This is a genomic window from Chromobacterium subtsugae (genome assembly GCF_001676875.1).
In the GTDB taxonomy this organism is placed as follows: domain Bacteria; phylum Pseudomonadota; class Gammaproteobacteria; order Burkholderiales; family Chromobacteriaceae; genus Chromobacterium; species Chromobacterium subtsugae.
In genome coordinates, this window is sequence record NZ_JYKA01000001.1 from 387160 (window position 1) to 409680 (window position 22521).

At 63.9% G+C, this 22521-nt stretch carries 25 protein-coding genes; 15 read left to right on the forward strand and 10 right to left on the reverse strand.

Going from position 1 to position 22521, the window contains the following annotated elements:
• Positions 1-27: 27 nt before the first annotated feature.
• Complete coding sequence (locus MY55_RS01885; RefSeq protein WP_047248746.1) at positions 28-330, reverse strand: RnfH family protein; 303 nt, start codon at positions 328-330, stop codon at positions 28-30.
• Positions 323-760, reverse strand: coding sequence for a type II toxin-antitoxin system RatA family toxin (locus MY55_RS01890; protein ID WP_043574228.1), 438 nt, complete (start codon positions 758-760; stop codon positions 323-325). The genes MY55_RS01885 and MY55_RS01890 overlap by 8 nt, the downstream gene beginning before the upstream one ends.
• A gap of 167 nt (positions 761-927) precedes the next feature.
• Here MY55_RS01890 and smpB point away from each other — a divergent pair, with 167 nt between their 5' ends.
• The 6 genes from smpB to MY55_RS01920 all read left to right on the forward strand — a co-directional run bounded on the left by smpB (position 928) and on the right by MY55_RS01920 (position 7650).
• A complete protein-coding gene (smpB, locus tag MY55_RS01895; RefSeq protein ID WP_255361852.1) occupies positions 928-1404 on the forward strand; it encodes an SsrA-binding protein SmpB in 477 nt (158 codons plus the stop codon).
• Positions 1401-1751 carry a hypothetical protein gene (locus MY55_RS01900; protein ID WP_047236852.1) on the forward strand — a complete coding sequence of 117 codons (351 nt, stop codon included), beginning with the start codon at positions 1401-1403 and terminating at the stop codon, positions 1749-1751. Before smpB ends, MY55_RS01900 begins: the two co-directional genes overlap by 4 nt.
• An 85-nt stretch (positions 1752-1836) precedes the next feature.
• The gene (gene guaA, locus MY55_RS01905; protein ID WP_099049589.1) at positions 1837-3420 is read left to right on the forward strand and encodes a glutamine-hydrolyzing GMP synthase; all 1584 of its coding nucleotides are present in this window, start codon (positions 1837-1839) and stop codon (positions 3418-3420) included.
• Positions 3421-3892: 472 nt separating this feature from the next.
• Complete coding sequence (locus tag MY55_RS01910) at positions 3893-5350, forward strand: 3-hydroxybutyrate oligomer hydrolase family protein (RefSeq protein ID WP_065201875.1); 1458 nt, start codon at positions 3893-3895, stop codon at positions 5348-5350.
• A gap of 72 nt (positions 5351-5422) precedes the next feature.
• Complete coding sequence (locus MY55_RS01915) at positions 5423-6340, forward strand: hypothetical protein (protein WP_065201876.1); 918 nt, start codon at positions 5423-5425, stop codon at positions 6338-6340.
• A 2-nt stretch (positions 6341-6342) separates the two neighbouring features.
• Positions 6343-7650: a sensor domain-containing diguanylate cyclase gene (locus MY55_RS01920; protein ID WP_052258007.1), complete on the forward strand. Its 1308-nt coding sequence runs from the start codon at positions 6343-6345 to the stop codon at positions 7648-7650.
• Positions 7651-7849: 199 nt separating this feature from the next.
• Here MY55_RS01920 and MY55_RS23230 read toward each other — a convergent pair whose 3' ends face one another.
• The gene (locus MY55_RS23230) at positions 7850-8023 is read right to left on the reverse strand and encodes a hypothetical protein (protein ID WP_157889251.1); all 174 of its coding nucleotides are present in this window, start codon (positions 8021-8023) and stop codon (positions 7850-7852) included.
• A gap of 283 nt (positions 8024-8306) precedes the next feature.
• Between MY55_RS23230 and MY55_RS01925 the strand changes: the two genes are divergently transcribed.
• The 4 genes from MY55_RS01925 to MY55_RS01940 all read left to right on the forward strand — a co-directional run bounded on the left by MY55_RS01925 (position 8307) and on the right by MY55_RS01940 (position 10712).
• Positions 8307-9611 (forward strand): MFS transporter, encoded by a 1305-nt coding sequence (locus MY55_RS01925; RefSeq protein ID WP_065201877.1) that lies wholly within the window; start codon positions 8307-8309, stop codon positions 9609-9611.
• A 119-nt stretch (positions 9612-9730) separates the two neighbouring features.
• A complete protein-coding gene (locus MY55_RS01930) occupies positions 9731-10045 on the forward strand; it encodes an ElaB/YgaM/YqjD family protein (protein ID WP_043574214.1) in 315 nt (104 codons plus the stop codon).
• A gap of 5 nt (positions 10046-10050) precedes the next feature.
• Positions 10051-10443: a phage holin family protein gene (locus MY55_RS01935; RefSeq protein WP_047257812.1), complete on the forward strand. Its 393-nt coding sequence runs from the start codon at positions 10051-10053 to the stop codon at positions 10441-10443.
• A complete protein-coding gene (locus MY55_RS01940; RefSeq protein WP_043574208.1) occupies positions 10440-10712 on the forward strand; it encodes a hypothetical protein in 273 nt (90 codons plus the stop codon). Before MY55_RS01935 ends, MY55_RS01940 begins: the two co-directional genes overlap by 4 nt.
• A gap of 20 nt (positions 10713-10732) precedes the next feature.
• On the opposite strand, the gene MY55_RS01945 is transcribed toward MY55_RS01940, so the two are convergent.
• The gene (locus MY55_RS01945; protein ID WP_065201878.1) at positions 10733-11758 is read right to left on the reverse strand and encodes a hypothetical protein; all 1026 of its coding nucleotides are present in this window, start codon (positions 11756-11758) and stop codon (positions 10733-10735) included.
• A 26-nt stretch (positions 11759-11784) separates the two neighbouring features.
• A complete protein-coding gene (locus MY55_RS24385) occupies positions 11785-11916 on the reverse strand; it encodes a hypothetical protein (RefSeq protein ID WP_255361840.1) in 132 nt (43 codons plus the stop codon).
• 12 nt (positions 11917-11928) lie between these two features.
• Here MY55_RS24385 and tadA point away from each other — a divergent pair, with 12 nt between their 5' ends.
• The 3 genes from tadA to MY55_RS01960 are packed head-to-tail and all read left to right on the forward strand — an operon-like array spanning position 11929 to position 13704.
• Positions 11929-12663 carry a tRNA adenosine(34) deaminase TadA gene (gene tadA, locus MY55_RS01950; RefSeq protein ID WP_052877964.1) on the forward strand — a complete coding sequence of 245 codons (735 nt, stop codon included), beginning with the start codon at positions 11929-11931 and terminating at the stop codon, positions 12661-12663.
• 1 nt (position 12664) lies between these two features.
• The gene (locus MY55_RS01955) at positions 12665-13291 is read left to right on the forward strand and encodes a L,D-transpeptidase (RefSeq protein ID WP_043574202.1); all 627 of its coding nucleotides are present in this window, start codon (positions 12665-12667) and stop codon (positions 13289-13291) included.
• Positions 13291-13704, forward strand: a complete 414-nt coding sequence (locus MY55_RS01960; protein ID WP_043574200.1) for a DUF2721 domain-containing protein — start codon at positions 13291-13293, stop codon at positions 13702-13704. The genes MY55_RS01955 and MY55_RS01960 overlap by 1 nt, the downstream gene beginning before the upstream one ends.
• A gap of 1 nt (position 13705) precedes the next feature.
• Here MY55_RS01960 and MY55_RS01965 read toward each other — a convergent pair whose 3' ends face one another.
• The gene (locus MY55_RS01965; protein ID WP_065201879.1) at positions 13706-14482 is read right to left on the reverse strand and encodes a class I SAM-dependent methyltransferase; all 777 of its coding nucleotides are present in this window, start codon (positions 14480-14482) and stop codon (positions 13706-13708) included.
• 340 nt (positions 14483-14822) lie between these two features.
• Between MY55_RS01965 and MY55_RS01970 the strand changes: the two genes are divergently transcribed.
• Complete coding sequence (locus tag MY55_RS01970) at positions 14823-16571, forward strand: hypothetical protein (protein ID WP_065201880.1); 1749 nt, start codon at positions 14823-14825, stop codon at positions 16569-16571.
• Positions 16572-16661: 90 nt separating this feature from the next.
• On the opposite strand, the gene MY55_RS01975 is transcribed toward MY55_RS01970, so the two are convergent.
• The 3 genes from MY55_RS01975 to MY55_RS01985 all read right to left on the reverse strand — a co-directional run bounded on the left by MY55_RS01975 (position 16662) and on the right by MY55_RS01985 (position 20962).
• Positions 16662-18191: a fumarate hydratase gene (locus MY55_RS01975; RefSeq protein ID WP_043574196.1), complete on the reverse strand. Its 1530-nt coding sequence runs from the start codon at positions 18189-18191 to the stop codon at positions 16662-16664.
• 233 nt (positions 18192-18424) lie between these two features.
• Positions 18425-19153: an MgtC/SapB family protein gene (locus MY55_RS01980; RefSeq protein ID WP_047237568.1), complete on the reverse strand. Its 729-nt coding sequence runs from the start codon at positions 19151-19153 to the stop codon at positions 18425-18427.
• Between the two features lie 162 nt (positions 19154-19315).
• Positions 19316-20962: an Nramp family divalent metal transporter gene (locus MY55_RS01985; RefSeq protein WP_043574194.1), complete on the reverse strand. Its 1647-nt coding sequence runs from the start codon at positions 20960-20962 to the stop codon at positions 19316-19318.
• 237 nt (positions 20963-21199) lie between these two features.
• On the opposite strand from MY55_RS01985, the gene MY55_RS23235 reads away from it, so the two are divergent.
• The gene (locus MY55_RS23235; RefSeq protein WP_152681915.1) at positions 21200-21523 is read left to right on the forward strand and encodes a hypothetical protein; all 324 of its coding nucleotides are present in this window, start codon (positions 21200-21202) and stop codon (positions 21521-21523) included.
• A gap of 10 nt (positions 21524-21533) precedes the next feature.
• Here MY55_RS23235 and MY55_RS01990 read toward each other — a convergent pair whose 3' ends face one another.
• Entirely contained in the window at positions 21534-22430 is an 897-nt protein-coding gene (locus MY55_RS01990) for a DMT family transporter (RefSeq protein ID WP_043574192.1), read from the reverse strand.
• Positions 22431-22521 lie beyond the last annotated feature (91 nt).

Genomic DNA, 22521 nt, shown 5'->3' on the forward strand with positions numbered 1-22521 from the left:
GCGGCCATGCGGAAGCGGACAGGCGGCTCAGCCGCCTTTTTTCATGCCCTTGCCGGCGGCGGCGCGCTGGCGCCGCACTTCCTTGGGGTCGGCCAGCAGCGCGCGGTAGATCTCCACCCGGTCATGCTGGCGCAGCGGCGCGTCCGGCTTGACCGCCTTGCCGAACACGCCCAGCTTCAGCGTGGCCATGTCCAGTTCCGGACACTGCGCCAGAATGCCGGACTCGGCCGCAGCCTGCGCCGCGGTGGCGCCTGCCGGCAGCCGCAGCGGCACCAGCCACTGCCGGTCCGGCCGCGCGTACGCCACTTCCACCTCCAGCGTCTCAATCATTGCCGTACTTCCTGTCCGCTTCCTGGATGAAGGCGTCCACCAACGAACCCGAAATATGGCCGAACACCGGGCCGATCAGCTTCTCCAGGATGCGGCTGGAAAACTGGTAGCGCAGGCTGAATTCTATCTTGCAGCCGAAATCGCCCAGCGGCTTGAAGCGCCACAAACCCTCCAGCGACTCGAAAGGCCCGTCGACCAGCTCCATGTGGATGGACTCGTTCTCGACATTGCGGTTTCGGGTGGTGAAGTGCTGGCGCACCTTCAGGTAGTCGATGTGCAGGCTGGCCACCACCTGCCCCTCACCGCGCGACAACACCTCGGTCTTGCCGCACCAGGGCAGGAAACGGCTGTAGTGTTCGATATCGTCCACCAGCGCATACATCTGCGCCGGCGTGTGCGCCACCAGGACGCTTTTTTCGACATGCTGCATCGGCAAAAACCCGGCGCGGCCGGGGTCTCGGATCTGACAATCAAGCCGCAATTCTAGCAAAAACCGCCCCGCTCCGCCTTGGCGGCGGCTGCCAAGACGATATCTTCACGTCAAACCACTGAAAAGGCACGACTTTGGTTGCGCGCCGGCTTCTGCTACAATGGCGGATTCAAAGGAACCCGCCACACATGAGCATCATCCAGAACCGCAAGGCTTTCCACGACTACTTCATCGAGGAAGAACTCGAGGCCGGGCTTGTGCTGGAAGGGTGGGAGGTCAAGGCGATCCGCGCCGGCCGCGTGCAGCTGAAGGAAAGCTACGTCGACTGGAAAAACGGCGCCTTCTGGCTGATAGGCTGCCACATCACCCCTCTGCAATCCGCTTCCACCCACGTCAATCCCGACCCGGTGCGTCCGCGCAAGCTGCTGCTGTCGCAGGCCGAGATCAACCGTTTCATCGGCAAGGTGGAACGCGCCGGCTACACCATGATGGCGCTGGACCTCCACTACTCCAAGGGCAACGTCAAGGCCAATGTCGGCCTGGCCAAGGGCAAGAAGCTGCACGACAAGCGCGATACCGAAAAAGACCGCGAATGGCAGCGCGAGAAACAGCGCGTGATGAAGAGCCACCGGGGCGCGGCATGAAACGCGGCGCCGCCCTGCCCATCGCGCTGATCTGCCTGGGATGCGTCTGGCTGCTGAAAAGCACCGCCCTGCTGCCCAACACCACCACCCTGCTCGCCCTGCTGCTGTTCGCGGCGGGCGTGCTGCTATTGGCGCTGGATGGATTCAACAAATCCACGCTGGTGACCAGCCCGATGCTGGCCTACACCGGCGCCGCCGTCTACGCGGTCGATCAGCTGGGCCTGCGCGTCAGCCACTTCGCGGCGGTGGGCATGGTGCTGATGGGCGTGCTGATGCTGGTGGCGCGCAGCGACGGCATACCGGAACGCCGCGAACCGCCGCGCCGGCTACCGCCGGGCGACGACTGAGCGCACGCCGCCGCCAGTCTGAAAGACAAGTTTTTTTTCAAGCATTGACGATAATGGCTGTAACGGCCTGCATTACTTTTCAAGGATAGGCATGGACAAGATCCTCATTCTCGACTTCGGCTCCCAGGTCACCCAGCTGATCGCCCGCCGCGTACGCGAAGCTCACGTTTACTGTGAGCTTCATTCTTTCGACATGCCCATCGAAGAGATCAAGGCCTTCGCGCCCAAGGCCATCATCCTGTCCGGCGGCCCCAACTCGGTGTACGAATCCGACTACCAGGCCGACCCCAAGCTGTTCGAGCTGGGCGTGCCGGTGCTGGGCATCTGCTACGGCATGCAGTTCATGGCCCAGACCCTGGGCGGCAAGGTGGAAGGCGGCGACAAGCGCGAGTTCGGCTACGCCCAGATCAAGGCCCGCCATCACTCCAAGCTGCTGGAAGGCCTGCAAGACCAGATCGATGACGCCGGCAACGGCTTCCTCGACGTGTGGATGAGCCACGGCGACAAAGTCACCTCGCTGCCGGCCGGCTTCCAGGTGATCGCCGAAACCCCGTCCTGCCCGTACGCGGCGATGGCCGACGAGACCCGCGGCTTCTACGGCGTGCAGTTCCACCCGGAAGTCACCCACACCAAGCGCGGCACCGAGATGATCCACCGCTTCGTGCTGCACGTGGCCGGCTGCAAACCCAGTTGGACCATGCCCAACTACATCGACGAAGCGGTGAAGAAGATCCGCGACCAAGTCGGCGATGAAGAAGTCATCCTCGGCCTGTCCGGCGGCGTGGACTCCTCGGTGGCCGCCGCGCTGATACACCGCGCCATCGGCGACCAACTGACCTGCGTCTTCGTCGACCACGGCCTGCTGCGTCTGAACGAAGGCAAGATGGTGATGGAAATGTTCGCGCAGAACCTGGGCGTCAAGGTGGTCCATGTGCAGGCCGAAGCCGACTTCATGGCCAAGCTGGCCGGCGAAAGCGACCCGGAGAAGAAGCGCAAGATCATCGGCGCGGAATTCATCGAAGTGTTCGACCGCGAATCCGGCAAGCTGACCAACGCCAAGTGGCTGGCCCAGGGCACCATCTACCCGGACGTGATCGAATCGGCCGGCGCCAAGACCAAAAAGGCGCACACCATCAAGAGCCACCACAATGTGGGCGGCCTGCCGGAAGACATGAACCTGAAGCTGCTGGAGCCGCTGCGCGAGCTGTTCAAGGACGAAGTGCGCCAGCTGGGCGTAGCCTTGGGCCTGCCGCACGACATGGTCTACCGCCACCCCTTCCCGGGCCCAGGCCTGGGCGTGCGCATCCTCGGCGAAGTGAAGAAGGAATACGCCGACCTGTTGCGCCAGGCCGACGCCATCTTCATCGAAGAGCTGCGCAACACCGTCGACGAGAAGACCGGCAAGAACTGGTACGAGCTGACCAGCCAGGCCTTCGCCGTGTTCCTGCCGGTGAAGTCGGTCGGCGTGATGGGCGACGGCCGGACCTACGACTACGTCGTCGCATTGCGCGCCGTGGTGACCAGCGACTTCATGACCGCGCACTGGGCCGAGCTGCCGTACAGCCTGCTGGGCCGCGCGTCCAACCGCATCATCAACGAAGTGCGCGGCATCAACCGCGTGGTCTACGACGTGTCCGGCAAGCCGCCGGCGACCATCGAGTGGGAGTGATTCCGCGTCTCGCAATCGCTAGCGCGGACTAGCGCCAAGCCCCCCCCCTGAAACCCGCATTCGTGCGGGTTTTTTCATGCCTTCGTCTGGCAATGACTGGCAAGAATTGGCAATGCCAAGCGCTTGCTTGTCGTGGCATCGCAGTCGGCATGCTTGTTTCGTGACGCCACGTCCGTCGTTAATGCCATGCCAGGCCAAACCGGCCACGCAAGAAACACATTGCTGCGGAGAAATCTCCAGCCCTCGGGCAGCCCAATGAGGAGCTTGGGGTGTCTAGGAAAGGACAAGCGATTCAGTTATTCTCCACCACCAATGGTATTTTCATGGTATTGGCTGGAGGCGCTGCCGCTTGACTGGCCAACACCACCAAGAGCGCCTGTAGCGACTTCATGACATCGGCGTTGCGCGCCTGTCGGGCCTGGGCGATTGCCGCTGAGCGGGCTACTGAAACATCAAACCAAGGAAACGAGTCATGTGGAAATCGACGGCCGCCGCCCTTGCCCTGCTGATCCTCGCTGGCGCTGCCAGCGCTGGCGAACAGAGCGCCTGCGATCGCCTGCTGCGGAAATTGGGCCCGCAACTCGCCGACGCCAGTTGCGTCGAAAGCCCCGACCTGACGACCCGCAACCCCAACACCACGCCAGCCAACGACTCGCTGCCCGGCCTGCCGCCTTCGGCGTTCATGCCGCAAGCCGACCGCGACATACTCGTGGCGGATCCCGCCCACAGGCCCTCCATCAAGAAGGCGGTCCCCGGCTTGCAGATTCAGGCCCGCTTCGCCAAGGATCCTCTGGGGCAGGCGCGCTTCCTGCTGCGGCTGCCCAAGGACTGGAATGGCCGACTCGTGGTTGCCGGCGCCTCCGGCGCCCGCAGCGAATTCAACGGCGACTTCGTCTGGAGCGATTACGTGCTGCAGCAGGGCTATGCCTATGCTTCGCAGAACAAGGGGGTGCTCAGCGCGCATGCGAGCACGGCGGCGGATCCGCTGGCCTGCCGCACCGGGACGCCGGACAATCCCCACTATGTCCACTACTACGACGATGATCCAGGCCAGGAATTCACCCGCTGGCGCGACTTCATGGTGATGGCTTCCGACTTGGCGCGCCGCGGCGTAGAGGCGCAGTATGGCCGCAAGCCGCGCTATACCTATGCGGTCGGCGCGTCGAACGGCGGCTATCAGGTGCGCCGCGCGATCGAAACCGCGCCGGAATCCTTCGACGGCGGCGTGGAGTGGGCCGGCACCTTCGTCGATCCCCGCGGGCCGAATCTGCTGACTGGCCTGCCTCCGGCCCTCCTCAACTACCCCGACTATCTCGCCTCCGGCCGCTCGCCCACCAGCACCGCCGCCTTGAACATCCTGGCGGCCGGCTATCCGCCCGATCTCGTAGCCGATACAGCAAATGGCCGGGTCTCGCTATGGGGCAATCACCATGACTCATTCTGGGAGCCCACGCAATGCCAATGGCAAAAGCGCCTGGATCCTGGCTACAACACCTATGGCGCCGGGCCGGACAGGTACAACTACTTGGCGCGGCTGTCCGCCTCGAAGGTGGGCGCCAATGTGGCGGCCATCGCCACCGACGGCAAGATCAAGCGTCCGCTGATCACGGTCGCCGGCACGATGGATGCGTTGCTGCCCATCGACCTCCATGCGCGTGCCTATGCGCGGCAGGTTGCCGCGGAGGGCGGCGAGCACGCCCAAACCTATCGCCTCTACGAGATCCAGAACGGCAATCACGTCGAGCGCTACGCGAGCCTGTTCCCGCAGCTTGAGCTGGTCGAGCCGCACGCGCAGCGCGCCTTCGACTTGCTGGTCCGCTTTGTCGAACAGAAAACGCCGCTACCGCCCGGCCAATGCGTCGCTCGCGGCGGCACCATCGGCGATGCGCCCGCTCAGCCGGGGCACTGCCCAAATTTGCTGGCGCCTTGAGGCGTCCGCCATCAGGGTTTGCGGGTCAATGTCGCGAGGCATGATCGCTAGTGTGTTTAAAGGAATACGGGAATGTTGAATGCCACCGTCGGAAAGAAGCGAACCGCTTCTTTCCGGACGTTCATCGGCGTAGGGATGGCGCTGTGCCATCTGACGATGAGCGCCAACGCTCGGGCCGACGACAACACCATCAGATGGCAAATGCCGGGCAATCCGCCGGTCACCATCACCGATGGCCCCGACAAGGGCCAGGGCTACGCTGACGTGTTCCTGCGATATTTCATTGAGCGCGCGCCCGAGTACAACAGCGTGATAGAACGCGCCAGCCTGGCGCGCGTCTCCGGCCTGATGAAGCAGGGAGAGCACGTTTGCCAGCCCAGCCTGCTCAAGACAGTAGAGCGCGAAGCGTATATGGAATTCAGCGACCCGGTCGAATTCGTGCTGCCGTATTACATCGTAATGCGATCGGATCGGACGGCCCGCCTGAAGGCCTACCGCGATGCCGACGGCGCCATAGACATCGCCCGGCTGATGCATGACCTATCGTTGACCACGGTCCGCCAAGAGATGCGGGGCTACCCGCCCGTCGTTCTGTCAGCCTTCACCGCGGCGGCCGGGCAGAAGAACATCCTCCAGACGAGCGCCGACGACGTGGGGCCTTTCAGCCAGCTGGCCAGCGGATGGGTGGACTACATCATCGCCTATCCGGACGAGGTCTATTGGTTCGCCAGGCACTTGAAACTGCCGACATCAATCAAGTTTGTTTACTTTCCCATCGCCGGCCACCCCAAATATACGATCGGCTATGCGGCTTGCACCAAGGGCGCTTGGGGACGGAAGATCGTCAAGCGGGTCAATGAAATCGTTGCCAAAGCCGGCAGACGTCCCCCGTGGATCGACGCCGAAGCCCGCTTGCTTGATCCGGAAGCGGCCAAACGCTACGAGGAGGTCTACGCCCGCTATTCTCCGTTCCGCAGGCAGGCCGACTAAACATGGATGCCAATCGCCAGGCAAAGGATAACGCCCAATCGCGCAACTCCCCTTTGATTTTCATGCCGCAGCGCGGCCTCGCGCGGCGCATGCTGGTCTGGATCATCTGCATCAGCACGACGGCGGCGCTGATCGCGACCTCGGTGCAATTGTTCTTCGACTACCGCAGCGATGTGTCCGAACTCGAGCAGGGCATGCGCTACATCGAGCAGAGCCAGCTGCCTGGCCTGGCCGACGCGGCCTGGAACTTCAACGTCGCCGGCATGCAGGTGCAGCTCGACGGCATCGGCCATTCCCCCTGGGTCGCCGGCGCCACGATCCACTACGGCCCCAGCCAGTCGGCCGCGCTGACAACCGGGCAGCTGGATGCTGACGCGGGGAGGCTCTTCAAGTACGTCTTGCGGCGCAACGGGGTGGTCGTTGGCAAGATCTACATCGAGCCCAATCTGCACACGCTCTATAGCCGCACCCTGGATCGCATTGGCATCGTATTGGCGACGCAGGGCGGCAAGTCGCTGGTGACTTCGATCAGCATCCTCTTGCTGATTTCCTGGATGATCACGCGGCATTTGACCCAGATGGCGGAGTTCGCCAGATCCTTCGAGCCGGGCAAGAGTTTCACGCCTTTTGTGCTGCGCCGGCGCCCGCAAGGGCTGCGCGATGAGCTGAGCGTGCTGGTCGATGGACTCAACGATGCCTATGCCCGACTCCAAAAAGCGCACGAATTCCAGGTGCGCCACAACGAGATCCTGAGCCAGCAAGTCGAACTGCGAACGGCCGAACTACTCGAAGCCCACCAGCAGCTGGCCCTGCTGGCCGTAACCGACAAGCTGACCGGCACGGTCAACCGCCGGGGCCTGGACGAGGTGTTCAAAAACGCCATGGCGCTGGCCGACCCTGACAGCCGTCCGCTTGCGATCATCCTGACCGACATCGACAGCTTCAAGTCCGTCAACGACAGCCGCGGGCATCTGGCGGGAGACGCCCTGCTTCAGGAATTCACCGGCATCTTGAATCGCGTGGTGCGGGCGACCGACACCGTGGGTCGCTGGGGCGGCGAAGAATTCCTGATTCTTTGTCCTCAGACCACTCTGGAACAGGCCTTGCGCCTGGCCGAGCACATGCGCGCCAGTGTGCAGGCGCATGCCTTTGCCGGGATAGGCAGCAAGACCAGCAGCTTCGGCGTCGCGGTTCTGCGCCAGGGAGAAACTGCGGACGATCTGGTGAGGCGGGCAGATGAAGCCCTGTATCAGGCCAAGAAGAGCGGGCGCAACAGAGTCTGCTCGGAAGCCCCGGATATCGTGAGCTGAACGTGAAAGAGATTCGGGTTCGCATGCGACGCAGAGCGTCGCGCTCCTAGCGCCCAAGCCTGGACTTCATGCAGGCCGCCTTTCATCGCGCCGCCTGAGTCCAAATGAAAATCCGGGTGCCGCGCGCAAGACCAATCATCAAACGGGAATCCATCCCTTCGCTCCGCCACCTCACCGCCCCGCTCCCGCGGGGCGTTTTTCATTGCCGGCTCCGCCAGGCTTGGCTGGCTTGTTCGCCGCCGCGCCTCAGCAAGATCAACACCATCAGCGCCGACAGCAAGGCCAGCGCTCCGGCCAGCAGCGCCTGCACCGGCAGGCTGCGCCATCCCAGCTGCGGCCCCTGCGGCAAGGCCGTCGTGAACAGGGCCGGCATGATGGTGAAGCAGATGGCGGCCGGCCAGCCGCCATCTGCCGCCTAAATCCCAGGTGCTCATCGATTTTCTGGCGGAGCGGCTATTGTCCATGGCTGACGCCGCGCCGCCTATCGATGCCAAGGGAATATTATTATTCCCGCGGGATGCGATTCCCGCGCTAAACTGGCGGCCATGCAAACCAACCGCCCCGGCTCGCGGCGCCGCGCTTTCGCAGCGATGCGCCGACGGGGCTTTTTACAGCGGCCGGCCGATATCGGCGGCCCCAGCACTCCGTGATTGCCCATGACTGACTCCCGCTCGACAACCCTCACCCGCGCCGACTACCAGACCCTGGGCCTGGCGGCGCTGGGCGGCGCGCTGGAAATCTACGATTTCATCATCTTCGCCTTCTTCGCCACCACCCTCAGCAAGCTGTTCTTCCCGCCGCACATGCCGGAATGGCTGCGCCTGCTGCAGACCTTCGGCATCTTCGCCACCGGCTACCTGGCGCGGCCGCTGGGCGGCATCCTGATGGCCCATTTCGCCGACCGGCTGGGCCGCAAGCGCATCTTCAGCCTGACCATCCTGCTGATGGCCGGCCCTTGCCTGATCATCGGCCTGATGCCCACCTACACCGACATCGGCATCGCCGCCCCGCTGCTGCTACTGGCCCTGCGCATCCTGCAGGGCGCGGCGGTGGGCGGGGAGGTGCCCAGCGCCTGGTCCTTCGTCGCCGAGCATGCGCCGCTACAACACCGCGGCTACGCGCTGGGGGTGCTGCAGGCCGGCCTGACCTTCGGCTACCTGCTGGGCGCGCTCACCGCCACCATCCTCGCCCGCGTGTTCACGCCGCAGGAAATGCTGGAATACGGCTGGCGCATCCCCTTCCTCCTGGGCGGGCCCTTCGGCCTTCTCGGCGTGTGGCTGCGCCGCTGGCTGGCCGAAACGCCTATCTTCCTGGCCATGCGCAGCCGCCAGGCGGAACAGGTCAGCTACCCCTTGCTGACGATCCTGAAGGAACACCGCGCTACCCTGCTGCCTGCGGCGCTGCTAACCTGCGTGCTCACCTCCGCCGTGGTGGTGCTGGTGGTGGTGACGCCCACATTGCTGCAGCAGCGCTTCGGCATGAGCGCCGACCATGCCTTCGGCCTCAGCAGCATAGGCATCGTATTTCTCAACCTGGGCTGCATCGTCGCCGGCCACGCCTGCGACCGCATCGGCCACCGCCGCAGCCTGCTGCTGTACAGCCTGTTGCTGCCGCTAGGCGTGGGGCTGCTCTACGCCTGCCTGATAGATGGCTGGGGCTGGCCGGGCCTGGCTTACGCCGCCGCAGGGCTATGTTGCGGCATCGTCGGCGTGGTGCCATCCATCATGGTGGCCATGTTCCCGGCCAAGGTGCGCGTATCCGGCATTTCCTTCACCTACAACATCGCCTATTCGATCTGGGCCAGCGTCACGCCGCTGCTGTTGATCGCCGCCATGCCCTGGAGTCCGTGGATCTGCGTCGCGTATTGCGCGGCAGTGGCGCTGGCGGGCATGTCCTGCGCCCGCGCCGCGCGGCCTGCGCGGGAACCTTCGCTGGACGAAGCGCTCTACCAACGCGGATGAACCGCTTGACCAGGCGGTTTGACGCGGCCGCACCAGCCTGTTAGCTTGGTTTGACGCGGCCGGTCCACGCCGCGTCTGCGTTTTGAGTTGTCTTCTTTCATCATTGCCAGGAGGTCGCCATGTCGAATGCCGCCATCGCCAAGGAAAAAGAACAGCTGCTGGATGACGTACGCCAGGTTTTGGCCAGCACCGAAGAACTGATCGACGCCGCCGCCGACGACGGCAGCGCGCACAGCAAGGAATTGCGCAAACGCCTCAGCGAAAAGCTGGGCACCGCCAAGGCCAAGCTGCGCGACGCCGAAGTCGCCGTGGTCGGCAGGGCCAAGGAAGCCGCCAAGGCCACCGACGAATACGTGCACGAAAACCCGTGGAAATCCATAGGCATCGCCGCCGGCGTGGGCTTCCTGCTGGGCATGCTGGTCTCGCGCCGCTGACCGGCATGTCGGAACCGACCCGCCCGCCCCGTCCCGGCACCCTGCGCTCCTTCGCCAACGGGGCGGCGGCGCTGCTGCTCACCCGCGCCGAACTGATGGCGCTGGAGGCGCAGGAATGGAAGGACGACATCGTCGGCAATCTGCTGCAAGGCATGCTGGGGGTGGTGTTGCTGGGCTGCGGCCTGATCGCCGCGGTGCTGGCGCTGTGGGCGCTGACGCCGGTCGAATGGCGGCTGGCGGTGATGGCCTGCCTGGCCCTGCTGCTGGGCGGCGCCGGCGCCGCGCTGCTGCTTGGCCTGCGGCGCAAGCTGCGCGAGCAGCCGGCGCCGTTCGCCGTCACCCTGGAAGAGGCCCGCAAGGATTGGGCGGCGCTGGGGCCCGGCGGAGAACGGCCATGACGCCGCAGGACCGCGCGCTGAAAAAACAGCTGCTGGTGATGAAGGGCGAAGCCCTGCGCGTCAAGCTGAAGCTGGAAAAACAGAAACTGCTGGAGCCGCTGCGCTGGGCCGGCGAGGGTTTCGCGCTGTGGCGCGCCCCTGGCCAGCTAGGCGCCGCGCTCGATATTCTGGGCAAGCTGCTGCCGAACGAAAAGCTGGGCCGCTGGCTCAAAGGCGGCGGCCGGCTGCTGGCCGCCTGGCGTCTGTTCGGCCGCTGGCTCAAGCGCTGAGCGCGCGGCCCGTCTCCCGATCAGGCGTTCGCCGTGCCGGCATCCGCCGACACATTGATATTCACATCCATCTGGCCGTTGAGCGCCGCCATCGCCTCCGGACCGCCCTTCAGGATCTTGTCGACATCCTCCAGATCCTTGTCCGCCCGCTTCATATCGTCTTTCAGGTCGCGCGAATTCGGGTCTTTCTGAGTTTGCAGCTGCTGCGCCATCTGCTTGATGAAGGCCTGCACCATCTTCAGCACCTGTCGGATCTGCTCGATGTCCGGATCGCCGGCCACCGGGTTGCCGTTGGCCAGCATGTTGCGCAGCGCCGCCTGCGGGTCGACATTGCCGGAATCTCCCTGCGCGTCGGTCTGCCCGGGGGCTTGCGCGTTCGCATTCGCGTCGGCCGCCGACGCCTCCTGCGCGGTGTTCTGGCCGGACGCGGCTTGCTGCGCGTCGGCTCCGTCAGCGGCGGCAGGCGCCGCCTGGGCCGACGAAGCCGCGGCGGCCGCCTCCGCGCTTGCCGCCTCCGCGTCCGAGTCGCCTCCAGAGCCCGCATCCGAACCTGCGGAAGCCTCGGCGGCGGAAGATGCCGCGGCCCCGCCGGACGCCTGATCCCCGCCCACATTGACCGCCATCTGCTGGTCGGCCGCGTTCTGGGTCATGCTGCTGACCAGGTCTTTCAACTCGCGCGCCAGGCGCGCCAGCTGGGTGGCAAGCGCCCGCAAACTCGCCTTGTCGCGGGTGACCATCATCATCTGGCGCAGCGCATCCGCCTGCTGCTTGAGCATTTTTTTCTGGATGTCGTCGGCCTGCGGGCTCTGGCGCTGGGCCGGGCGGTTCAGGTCCACCCGCAGCTTTTGCATGTAGTCCTGCCAGCCGCGGTTCAGCGCCTGCTGCAAATCGTTGGGGGCAGTGGACAGCCGGGCGGCCTGTGACTGGGCCTGGGCGTCGGCGGAGGAAGACGACGGCGCGGCATCGGTGGACGGCTTGGCGGCGATGCTCGTCCTCTGCCACAGATCCAGCCTGGACACGGAGGATTGGGGAGTGATCACGGACATGATTCGGCTTTCTGCTATTTTTCAACTCATATCGGCAACAATTTGGTTTTCTTGATGCCAATCGGCATGTTGGCGGCAACAGCCTGCTCGGCCGCCGGGCGCGCCGGCTTGGTCGCCGCCGCCAAACCGGCGATAATGGCAAGATCCCGCAACCGCATCCGCCCGATCCCGTGACGCTGACCTCCCCCCCGCTTCCTCCCTCGGCCCTCGCCTGGCTGGCCGAACAGGACATCCATTCCCAGCCGCAGCTGCAAGCGCGCGGCGCGGTCACCGCTTTCCTGCTGCTGAAGGCGGCCGGCCATACCGTGACCCGCCGCCTGCTGTTCGCGCTGGAGGCCGCGGCGCGCGGCATCCACTGGCAGCAGCTGGAAGAAAGCGACAAGGCGGCGTTGCTGCGCCGCCTGGCCGAGCACCCGCCGGTGTCCCTGCCCCCTCCGCTGGCGGCAAGCCTGGACTACCTGCGGCAGGCGCGAGAGCTGGCGGCGCAGGCCGCGGCCGAGGGCGAGGTGCCGGTCGGCGCGCTGGTGGTGAAGAACGGGGAAATCATCGGCCGCGGCTACAACCAGCCTATCGGCCGCCACGACCCGTCCGCCCACGCCGAAATGCAGGCGCTGCGCGACGCCGCGGCGCGCTTGGGCAACTACCGGCTGGACGGCTGCGACCTGTACGTCACGCTGGAGCCCTGTCCGATGTGCAGCGGCGCCATCCTGCACGCGCGCATCGCGCGGGTGGTCTACGGCGCGCGCGACGCCAAGACCGGCGCGGCCGGCAGCACCGTCGACCTGTTCGCCGATCCGCGGCTCAACCACCACGCGGCAGTGTTCGGCGGCGTGGACGCCGACGCCTGCGCCGAGCAGCTGTCCGCCTTCTTCCGCCAGCGCCGCCAAGATGCGGCGGGAGGCTGAGATGCGTTGCCTCCTCGTCCTGCTGCTGGCCGGCCTCGCCCATTCGTGCCTGGCGGCCGACGACGCCGCCGCGCTGATTCTGCAGGCGCAGACGGCGGCGCCGCTGCAAGCCACCCACCCCAATGCCCGCCATTACGGCGAGCCGTGGATCTGGGTAGGAGTGCGATCGCAGACGCTGCGGCTGCTGGACGGCTGGGGCCGGGTAGAAAAGGAATACGCGGTATCGACCGCGAAAAACGGCGTCGGCGAAATGAGCGGCAGCTACCAGACGCCGCGCGGCTGGCACACGGTCTGCGACAAGATCGGCGCCGGCGCGGCGGAAAACACCATCATCTTCCGCCGCCAGGTGACGCCGTGGAAGTACACGCCGGAACTGCACGCCCAGTATCCGAACAAGGACTGGATCCTGACCCGCATCCTGTGGCTGTGCGGCCAGGAGCCCGGCATCAACCAAGGCGGGGATGTCGACAGCTACGACCGCGCCATCTACATCCACGGCGCCGGCGATCATGTACCATGGGGCAGGCCCAGCTCGCTGGGCTGCGTCCGCATGAAGAACCACGATGTGATTGAACTGTTCGATGCCGCGCCGACCGGCATCGATGTATGGATAGACGAGAACGCCTGATGCACTCCGCACTGACCCTGAGCACCCCCGCGCTGCTGTTCCCCGCCATTTCCCTGCTGCTGCTGGCCTACACCAACCGCTTTCTGGGCCTGGCCGGCATCATCCGCAACCTGTACGAAGAGTACCGCGACAGCCAGGACCCGAAAATCCTGCGCCAGATCGGCAATCTGCGCACCCGCATCACGCTGATCAAGTGGATGCAGTTTCTCGGCATCGGCAGCCTGTTTCTCTGCACGGTGGCGATGTTCCAGGTCTACACCGGCTGGCAGGCATGGGGGGAGATCACCTTCGGCGTCAGCCTGCTATGCATGATAGGCTCGCTGGCGGTGTCGCTGCTGGAATTGGTGCGCTCGTCCGACGCGCTCAACATCCTGCTATCCGACCTGCAGGCGGAATACGAGCGCCGGCGCTGACTCAGCCGTAGCCGGGGAAATCCTGCGGCGCGTCCTTGCGCGCCACCATCAGGTGCAGCGGCAGCTCCACCCGCCGCGTCTGGCTGGGCGAGCCCCAGGCGCGCGCGATGCGCAGGCTGGCGTCGTCCAGGATGTTTTCCCCCAGCGCCTGCTTGCACAGCTTGCTGGCCGAAGTGGTATTGAGAAAGCCGAGGAAATGCTCCAGCGTCCAGTCGTTGACGATGGAAAAGCTGGGCGCTTTCAATAGCGGCAGCGGACAGCCGCTGCTGCGAAAATCATCCCACAACAGCTGGCAGCGGCTGGACCAGAACGGCTCGATGATCGACCACAGCACGCTGCAGGCGCGGTCTATCTCCGGCGTCACCACGCAGTGGTGATAGCCCCAGGCGGCGAAGATGCCGCCCGGCTTCAACACCCGCCGCACCTCCGGCCAGAACGAAGGATGGTGGAACCAATGCAAGGCCTGCGACACGCAGACCAGGTCGAAGCAGTCGTCGTCGAACGGCGTCACCTCCGCCGGGCATTCGCGGTAATACACCTGGGTGTGCGGTTCGGCCGCAGACAGCTGGTTGGAGCTGATATCGGTGGCGTCCACCCGGGCGAAACTCTGCCCCAAGCGCACCGCGGTCTGGCCGCTGCCGGTCGCGCAATCCCATGCCCGCGCATAGCCGGGGCACAGCGGCAGCAGCCAGCCATACAGCGCCTCCGGGTAGGAAGGACGATAACGCGCGTACAGATCGGCGTACAGGCTGAAGGTGGCGACGGAGGCGGGAGACATATTCATTACTCGTTAGGTAAAAACACTGAAACAATGCCGTGAACATTTTCAGTATGTATGACGCAAGCGTCAGATTTGCAAGACAAAAATCAATATTTCCTCTCCGGCTGCAAGTGGTTGCAGCCAAGCAGCAACACCAAGCCCTCCAATCGGCTTCCCCTGCCCAGCGGCCCGCTCCTCGAGCGCCCGCGCCTTCGCTTTCAGCGCGCAACTTTCTCTTTTCCGCATATCGGCACGCGCTGACAGCCAATACCGCAAATGACATAATAAGAACAATCACATAATTAAAACGATTTTTTACTCCAAATTCAAAGTTTGGAGCCTTCCGTGAAACATGATAATGAAAGTGCACAGCATGCCGACCTTTACGCGCAAGCTTCTTCCCCTTTTGACCCTCAGCGTTCTCGCAGCCTGCGGCGGCGGCGGCTCCGGCAGCTCTGGCAGCGCGCCCTCCCAAAACAACAATGCCTCGGCTCGCTACCATGTCGCCGGCCAGGTGCAAAAAGGGCCATTCATTTTCGGCTCGCAAATCTGGATTTCCGAGCTGGACGACAAGCTGTCGCCGACCGGCAAAGTCTATATGACGCAAACCAAGGATGACCTGGGCAATTTCGGCATTCCCGGCTCCGTCAACACGAAACTGGTGGAGCTGACCGGCAGCGGCTATTACATGAACGAGTTGACCGGCACGCTATCCACCGCGCCGGTCACTCTGAATGCGGTGGCAGACCTGAGCGTGTCCAAGTCGCTGACCATCAATCTGCTGACCACCTTGCAAGCGCCGCGCTTGAAGGCATTGATGGCTGGCGGCAGCGACTATCAAACCGCATACAACCAGTCGCGCAACGAAGTGCTGGCGGTATTCGGCATAGATCCCGCCAAAGTCGACAGTCTCGGCTCATTGTTCGATATGCGCATCAACGGCAATGCGGATCAAGACTCCATCTTGCTGGCAACCTCTGTCATTCTATCTCAGGCAGCGAAAAATCAGGCTTTGCAAGCCAATACCGATACTGCCGAACTGTCCCACCTGATCAGCACCATCGCCAGCGACCTAGCCAATAACGGCAAACTGTCCTCCCAATCGCTGCAAGATCAACTCTCCGTTGCCGCCACCCAGATCGACTTGGACGCGGTAAGGAGGAACGTCGAAACCTATTACACCAAGCGGGGTATCCAACTGGTCGCGCCCAAGTTTGAAGAATGGATCGACAAAGACAACAGCCAGACCATTCCGCGCAGGCTTGTTCCCACTAGCGGCTTGTCTTTCCAGGACAGCGCCGACGCCAATCCGGAGCAGATCTACTCCAGCAACGCAGTGAAAATATCTGGTTTGAAAGATGGCCAGGCTGCCATCCTGAGGTTGAATGGAACCGGCACGCTTCTGAAGAATGACAAGGCCGTCACGACGGACTCGTTTGTTAAAAACAATGATGTCATTCAACTGAAAGATGCCGCGCCATCGTTCAACGAAGAAAAAAGCAATACGGTCCAAATAGGCTCCAGCACCGCCACTTGGAAAATAAAGAGCGCATCCACCCACCTCAGGATTGATGATCAGAACGGTGGCCTGTTCCCCGCCCCCGGCGTCGAGCAAGCCTATATATTTCTTCACCAAAGCCAGTTCATTGCCTTCCGATTTACTCCAAGCGCGGATTTCATCGCCAAATACTCGGGGGTCGATGTCAATGCCGTAGGCGGCGCCGTAGTCTCCAACCTCAGCATCTACTCCGATAACAATAACAACCCTGACCAAGCATTGATCACTTCGAATGAGAAAACCAGCCTGTACAAGAAGTTGATTACCGGAGGCTCGGTCAGAGAGTTCATCCCCAACTCGGTTCAATATCGTCTTGGCTCTAGCGGAGTTCAACTCAAAGCCAATAAGAATTACTGGATAGTGCTAGCGATGACAGTCCCGGACTTTCCCATGGCGGGACTTCAAGGGGGAAAAGGAAAAACATCGCAATATGATGGAACACTGAAACTCAGCAAGAATGGAACGACGTGGTGCTCGCAACCCTCTGAAAGAGACACGCCCTGCTTCAACAATTACATATCGCCAGCATCATTCTGGCTGGCCGATTAAGCCCAACAAAAAAGCCGCCTTTCCAAGGCGGCTTTTTTTCATCCATACCATGCTGACGCATGGCTCAGGATGGTCTTCCCGGCATGCGAATCACAACGCCGCGCTCACCGGAATCTTGCCGATCTTCACCCGCCATTCCGCCGGACCGGTATTGTGGACAGACGTGCCACAGGAATCCACCGCCACCGTCACCGGCATGTCCTTGACCTCGAATTCGTAGATCGCCTCCATGCCCAGATCGGCGAAGCCCACCACCTTGGACGCCTTGATCGCCTTGGACACCAGGTAGGCGGAGCCGCCGACGGCCATCAGGTACACAGCCTTGTTGTCCTTGATCGCCTCGATCGCCGCCGGGCCGCGCTCGGCCTTGCCTATCATGCCCAAGAGCCCCGTCTGCTCCAGCATCTGGCGGGTGAACTTGTCCATGCGGGTGGCGGTGGTCGGGCCGGCCGGGCCGACGACTTCCTCGCGCACCGGATCCACCGGGCCGACGTAGTAGATGAAACGGTTGGTGAAGTCCACCGGCAGCTTCTCGCCCTTGTTCAGCATGTCCACCATGCGCTTGTGGGCGGCATCGCGGCCGGTCAGGATTTTGCCGTTCAAGAGCAGCACGTCGCCCGGCTGCCAGCTGGCCACTTCTTCGCGGGTGATCTTGTCCAAGTCGACGCGCTTGCCGTTGGACGGGTCGTAAGTGATGTCCGGCCAGTCTTCCAGGCTAGGCGGCTCCAGATGCGCCGGGCCGTTGCCGTCCAGGTGGAAATGGATGTGGCGGGTGGCGGCGCAGTTCGGGATCATCGCCACCGGCAAGGACGCCGCATGAGTCGGGTAGTCCAGGATCTTGACGTCCAGCACCGTGGTCAGGCCGCCCAGGCCCTGCGCGCCGATGCCCAGCGCGTTGACCTTCTCGAACAGCTCCAGGCGCAGCGCTTCGACGCGGGACAATTCCTCGCCGGCGGCGGCCTTGGCCTTCAGTTCGTGGATGTCGACGTGGTCCATCAACGACTCTTTCGCCAGCAGCATCGCCTTTTCCGGCGTGCCGCCGATGCCCAGGCCGAGGATGCCCGGCGGACACCAGCCGGCGCCCATGGTCGGCACGGTTTTCAGCACCCAGTCGACGATGGAGTCGGACGGATTCAGCATCACCATCTTCGACTTGTTTTCCGAACCGCCGCCCTTGGCCGCGCAGATCACCTCCACCTGGTCGCCTTCGACGATCTCGAAGTGCACCACCGCCGGGGTGTTGTCCTTGGAGTTCTGGCGCTTGCCGGCCGGGTCCAGCAGCACCGAGGCGCGCAGCTTGTTGTCCGGATGGTTGTAGGCGCGGCGCACGCCTTCGTTGACCATCTCCTGCACGCTGAGCTGGGCGTCCCACTGCACTTTCATGCCCACTTTCAGGAACACCACGGCAATGCCGGTATCCTGGCAGATCGGGCGCTGCCCTTCCGCGCACATGCGGCTGTTGACCAGGATCTGCGCCATCGCGTCCTTGGCGGCGGCGCTCTCCTCGTTCAGGTAGGCCTGGTACAGCGCGTCGATATAGTCTTTCGGGTGGTAGCAACTGATGTACTGGAAGGCATCGGCGATGCTCTGGATGAAGTCGTCCTGCCGGATGATGGTCATAAGGCTGTCTCGAGAAACCGGGCGCCGAGGCGGCCGCCCGTGAATTACCCCGCCGCCGGCGCCTCGCTCTGCCTGCGCCCAGCGGCAACTAAAAACCTGGTTCTGATTGTAACACTCTCCGTCATGAACTTTGACCCCGGACAAGGCGCGACGCCGGCCATTCTGCGCGGCGCGCCATGAAAAAAGCCGCCCGGCTCTCGCCGCGGCGGCTGCATATTGGCGAAGGCCGGCGCTCACTCGCTGGTGCTGGTGTTCCAGTACGCCTGGCTGATGTAGGGATGGGCGGCCAGCGCGGCGGCGATGCGGTCCAGCTCGTCGGAATCCACCGATGTCGCCAGCAAGGTGGCCGTCATCTCCACCTCGTCGTCGCTGAACGATTCCACGTCCAGGTCGCCCACCGGGTAGTTGGCCTGCTCCAGCAGCTCGCCCACCTGCGCCAGCGCCCGCTTCTGCTCGTCGCGGCTGGCGATCACGCACAACTGATAGGTGACTTCGCTGGTTTCATCGTCGATCGGCCGGCGGTTGATGGAATTCACCACCGGCCGCAGCAGCGTATTCACCGCCAGCACGAACAGCGTGGTGAGCAGCGCCTGGCCCAGCATGCCCGCCCCGGCGCAGGCGCCGGTGGCGGCCGAGCCCCACAGCGTGGCGGCGGTGTTCAGGCCGCGCACGTTCAGCCCTTCCTTCATGATGGTGCCGGCGCCGAGGAAGCCCACCCCGGACACCACGTAGGCCACCACGCGGGAAGCGCTGCCGGCTCCATCCAGTTGCAAGGCCATGTTGACGAAGGCCGCCGCGCTCACCGCCACCAGCGCGTTGGTGCGCAAGCCGGCGGTGCGCTGGCGGTATTGCCGCTCCAGGCCGATCACGGTGCCGGAGACGAAGGCCGTCGCCAGGCAGATCAAGGTATGCAACATGCCGAACAGATCAAGATCGAACAGATTGTGCAGGTTGTAATGCATGCGCCCTCCTGCTTGTTGAATGTTGTTGTCTAAGGTACGTGCATCGTGGCATTCGATGAAAACCACCATGCCCAGGCCCTAATGCGAAAACCGCCCATAAGGGGCGGCTTCGCACCGCCGGCGCGCGGAATCCGCGTCGCCGGCCACACCTTAACCCGCCTGTCAGTGGGCGAGCAAGGCGACCTCCGCCACCTTGTACACCACCATGATGACCGCCACCACCAGATAGCCGCGCAGCACGCCCATCCACAGACGGTTGCTGCGCGACAGCACCATGGGCTTCAGTTGCGCCAGCGGCGGCATTCGCCAGTTGTGCATGTACAGCTTGCTCGGCTTGGCTTCTTCGGCCAGGTCGGCGCCGGTTTCGGCGTCGCGGCGCAGCTTGACGGTGTGCGCGGCGATCACCACGATGCCGCCGACGATGCCGCCGCCCACCAGGATGTTGATGATGGTCTGGCTGCTGATGTCCGGCCACAGCACGGAAGCGGTCAGGATCACCGACAGCAGCACCAGCACCGCGGCGACGGCGCCGGTGAACAGATTGGTCCAGCGGCCGTTCACCCACGGGCCCAGCACTTCCTTGTCGTTGCACAGCAGCAGCAGGAACACCGATGCGGACGGCAGCAGCACGCCGGCCAGGGTTTGCACCGCGTTGGTCAGCAGGCCCAGCGGCACGCCCGGAATCAGCACCAGCGCGGCGGCGCCGGCGATCAGCAGGAAGTAAACCAGGTAGAAAGCGCGCGCGTCGCTCGGCTTGCGGTGCAGCGAGTGCTTCATGTTCAGCACGTCGGCCAGCGCATAGGCGGTGGACAGCGATACCGCGCTGGCGCCGATCAGGCTGGCGTCGATCAAGGCCACCGAGAACAGCACGCCGGCCAGATGGCTGTGGTACTTGCCCAGGCCCGCGGCCACGGCGCCGGCGTCCTGGAAATTGCCGAATTCCGGCTTGCCGGCGAACAGCGCGGCGGCCATGGCGATGATGGCGATGGCGCCGATCAGCACCATCACGATGCCCAGCCACAGGTCGGCGCGCTCGTACTTGATGAAGCGCGGCGTGATGCGCTTGTCGATCACGTAGCTTTGCTGAAAGAACAGCTGCCACGGCGCCACGGTGGTGCCGACGATGCCGATGATCAGCAACATCACGTCGGACAGCTTGCCGCCGGCCGGCATGCCGGGCACGAACAGGTCATGGCCGATCTGCGCCATCGGCGGGTGCACCATCATGAACACCGGCACCAGCAGCAGGCTGAACACCACCAATATCATCGAGAAGCGCTCGAAACGGCGGAAATCGCCGGTACTGGCCGCGGCCATCACCAGCAGCGCGGCCGCCACCACCCCCCACTCCTTGGGCAAGCCCAGGTACTGCAGCGCCAGCGTGATGCCGATGAATTCGGTGACGATGGTCAGCGCGTTCAGCAGGAACAGGTCGATGGCGCTGAAAGCGCCCCAGAATTTGCCGAAGCGCTCCAGGATCAGCCGGGCGTGGCCGACGCCGGTGACCGCGCCCAGGCGCAGCACCATTTCCTGGTTCACGTACAGCACCGGGATCAGCAGGATCAGCGTCCACAGCAGGGAAGTGCCGTAGTTCTGGCCGGCCTGCGAATAGGTGCTGAAGGCGCCGGCGTCGTTGTCGCCCACCATCACGATCAGGCCGGGGCCCAGGATGGCCAGCAGCGTGCGCAGACGCTGCCAGATGCCCTTGCGAGCCGCCACATCGCCGTGGCGGATGGTGCCGAACGCACCGCGGATGTCGCCGATGTGGGCGCTATCCAGTACAGCTTCGTTTTTGATTGGATTGGTCATTGTCATCTCCCGACCGGCGGCCAAGGGAGGGCCGCCCGTCGTTTTGCAAGCAAACGAAGGCATGCGGGCATGGCGCGGCCTCGCCATCGGAACGGGGCACCAGCCGCCGTCCGCGGCAAACGCGGCATGCGCAAACCTGACTCGGCGCTCCGTGCATGGCGGAGCGCAGTAATCAAGCAGTAACTAGCAACAATGGTATGGGTAGATACGCGGCGGCAGCCCGTATGGCTGCCCAAGATGCGCACCGTCTCGCCTCGCGGCAAGACAGCGGCCATTCAGAATGGAAGCTATGCCTTTGCCGGTCGGCACGACCCTGTCGTTAACCAACTACTACTGCAACTTTCCAAGGCATCAGCCCCCAGTAACGAAAACGCCGCGATGTTAATCCCGCGGCGGAAAACACGTCAACCACCTGATGACATCGCGATTTTGCGGCGCAACAGGCCGGCCGGCAGCAAACTGCCACAAGCCGCCGCGCCGCCTCTCTCAGCAAAAAATTTCATCCCGCAACTGCACTATGCGCGCAATAAAAAGCCAAATCGCCACGGTAAATTTTTGTGAACAAAATGTATTATTTATTTACAAAAGCCTCCCTGCGCGCCGGCCGCAACCGCAAAACCCCCTGCCCCATCGCCACGCCCAGCAGGATCAGGCCGCCGCCGACCCAGTGGTAATGGTGGATGGTCTCGCCCAGCATCGCGCTGGCCATCAAGGCGGTGAACAAAGGCAACAGGTTCATGAAGATGGCGGTGCGGTCGCTGCCCAGCTTCTGGATGCCGTGCATCCACAGATAGGCGGCAAACAGCGAGGAGCCGATGCCGGCGAACAGCACCAGCCCCGCGCCCTCGGCCGGAATGGCCATGCTGCGCGCGGTCAGCGTGAGCGGCAGCAACAGCAGCACCGCCAGGCTGGCCTGCAGATAGAGGTTGACCCAGGAGCCGAACGGCGGCGCCCAGCGCCGCAGCAAAATGCCGTACAGCGCGTAGGACGCCGCGCCGGCCAGGATCAGCCCGTCGCCGATATTGATGCCGTTGGACAACAGGCCGAGCGGATCGCCCTTGCCCAGCAGATACACCACGCCGGACAGCGACACCGCCACGCCCAGCCAGGCCGGCGCGGATACCTTCTGGCGGAACACCGCGGCGTTCAGCAGCAGGCCCAGCAGCGGCACCATCGCGGTGATCACCCCCATATTGGTGGCGCTGGTGCTGTGCGCCGCGTAATAGGCCAGGCACTGGAACATCACCATGCCCAACGCCGACAGCGCCAGAAACTTGCCCAGCCAGGGCTTCAGCTCGCGCGCGCGGCGGCGCACCGTCGGCAGGCAGAACGGCGTCAGCACCAACGCCGCCACCAGCCAGCGGTAAATGGAGATCGCCGCCGGGTCCAGCACGTTCGCGGCGGCTTTGGAGACAATCACGTTGGCGGCCCAGATCAGCACCGCCAGCAGGGGAAACAGCATGGCCATCACAGCCTCCTTCTATTCGATGCCATCCATTCTAAAGTCGTCCGTTATGGACGATATAATGCAAAACAGACAATCCGCTCAGGCAAACCGG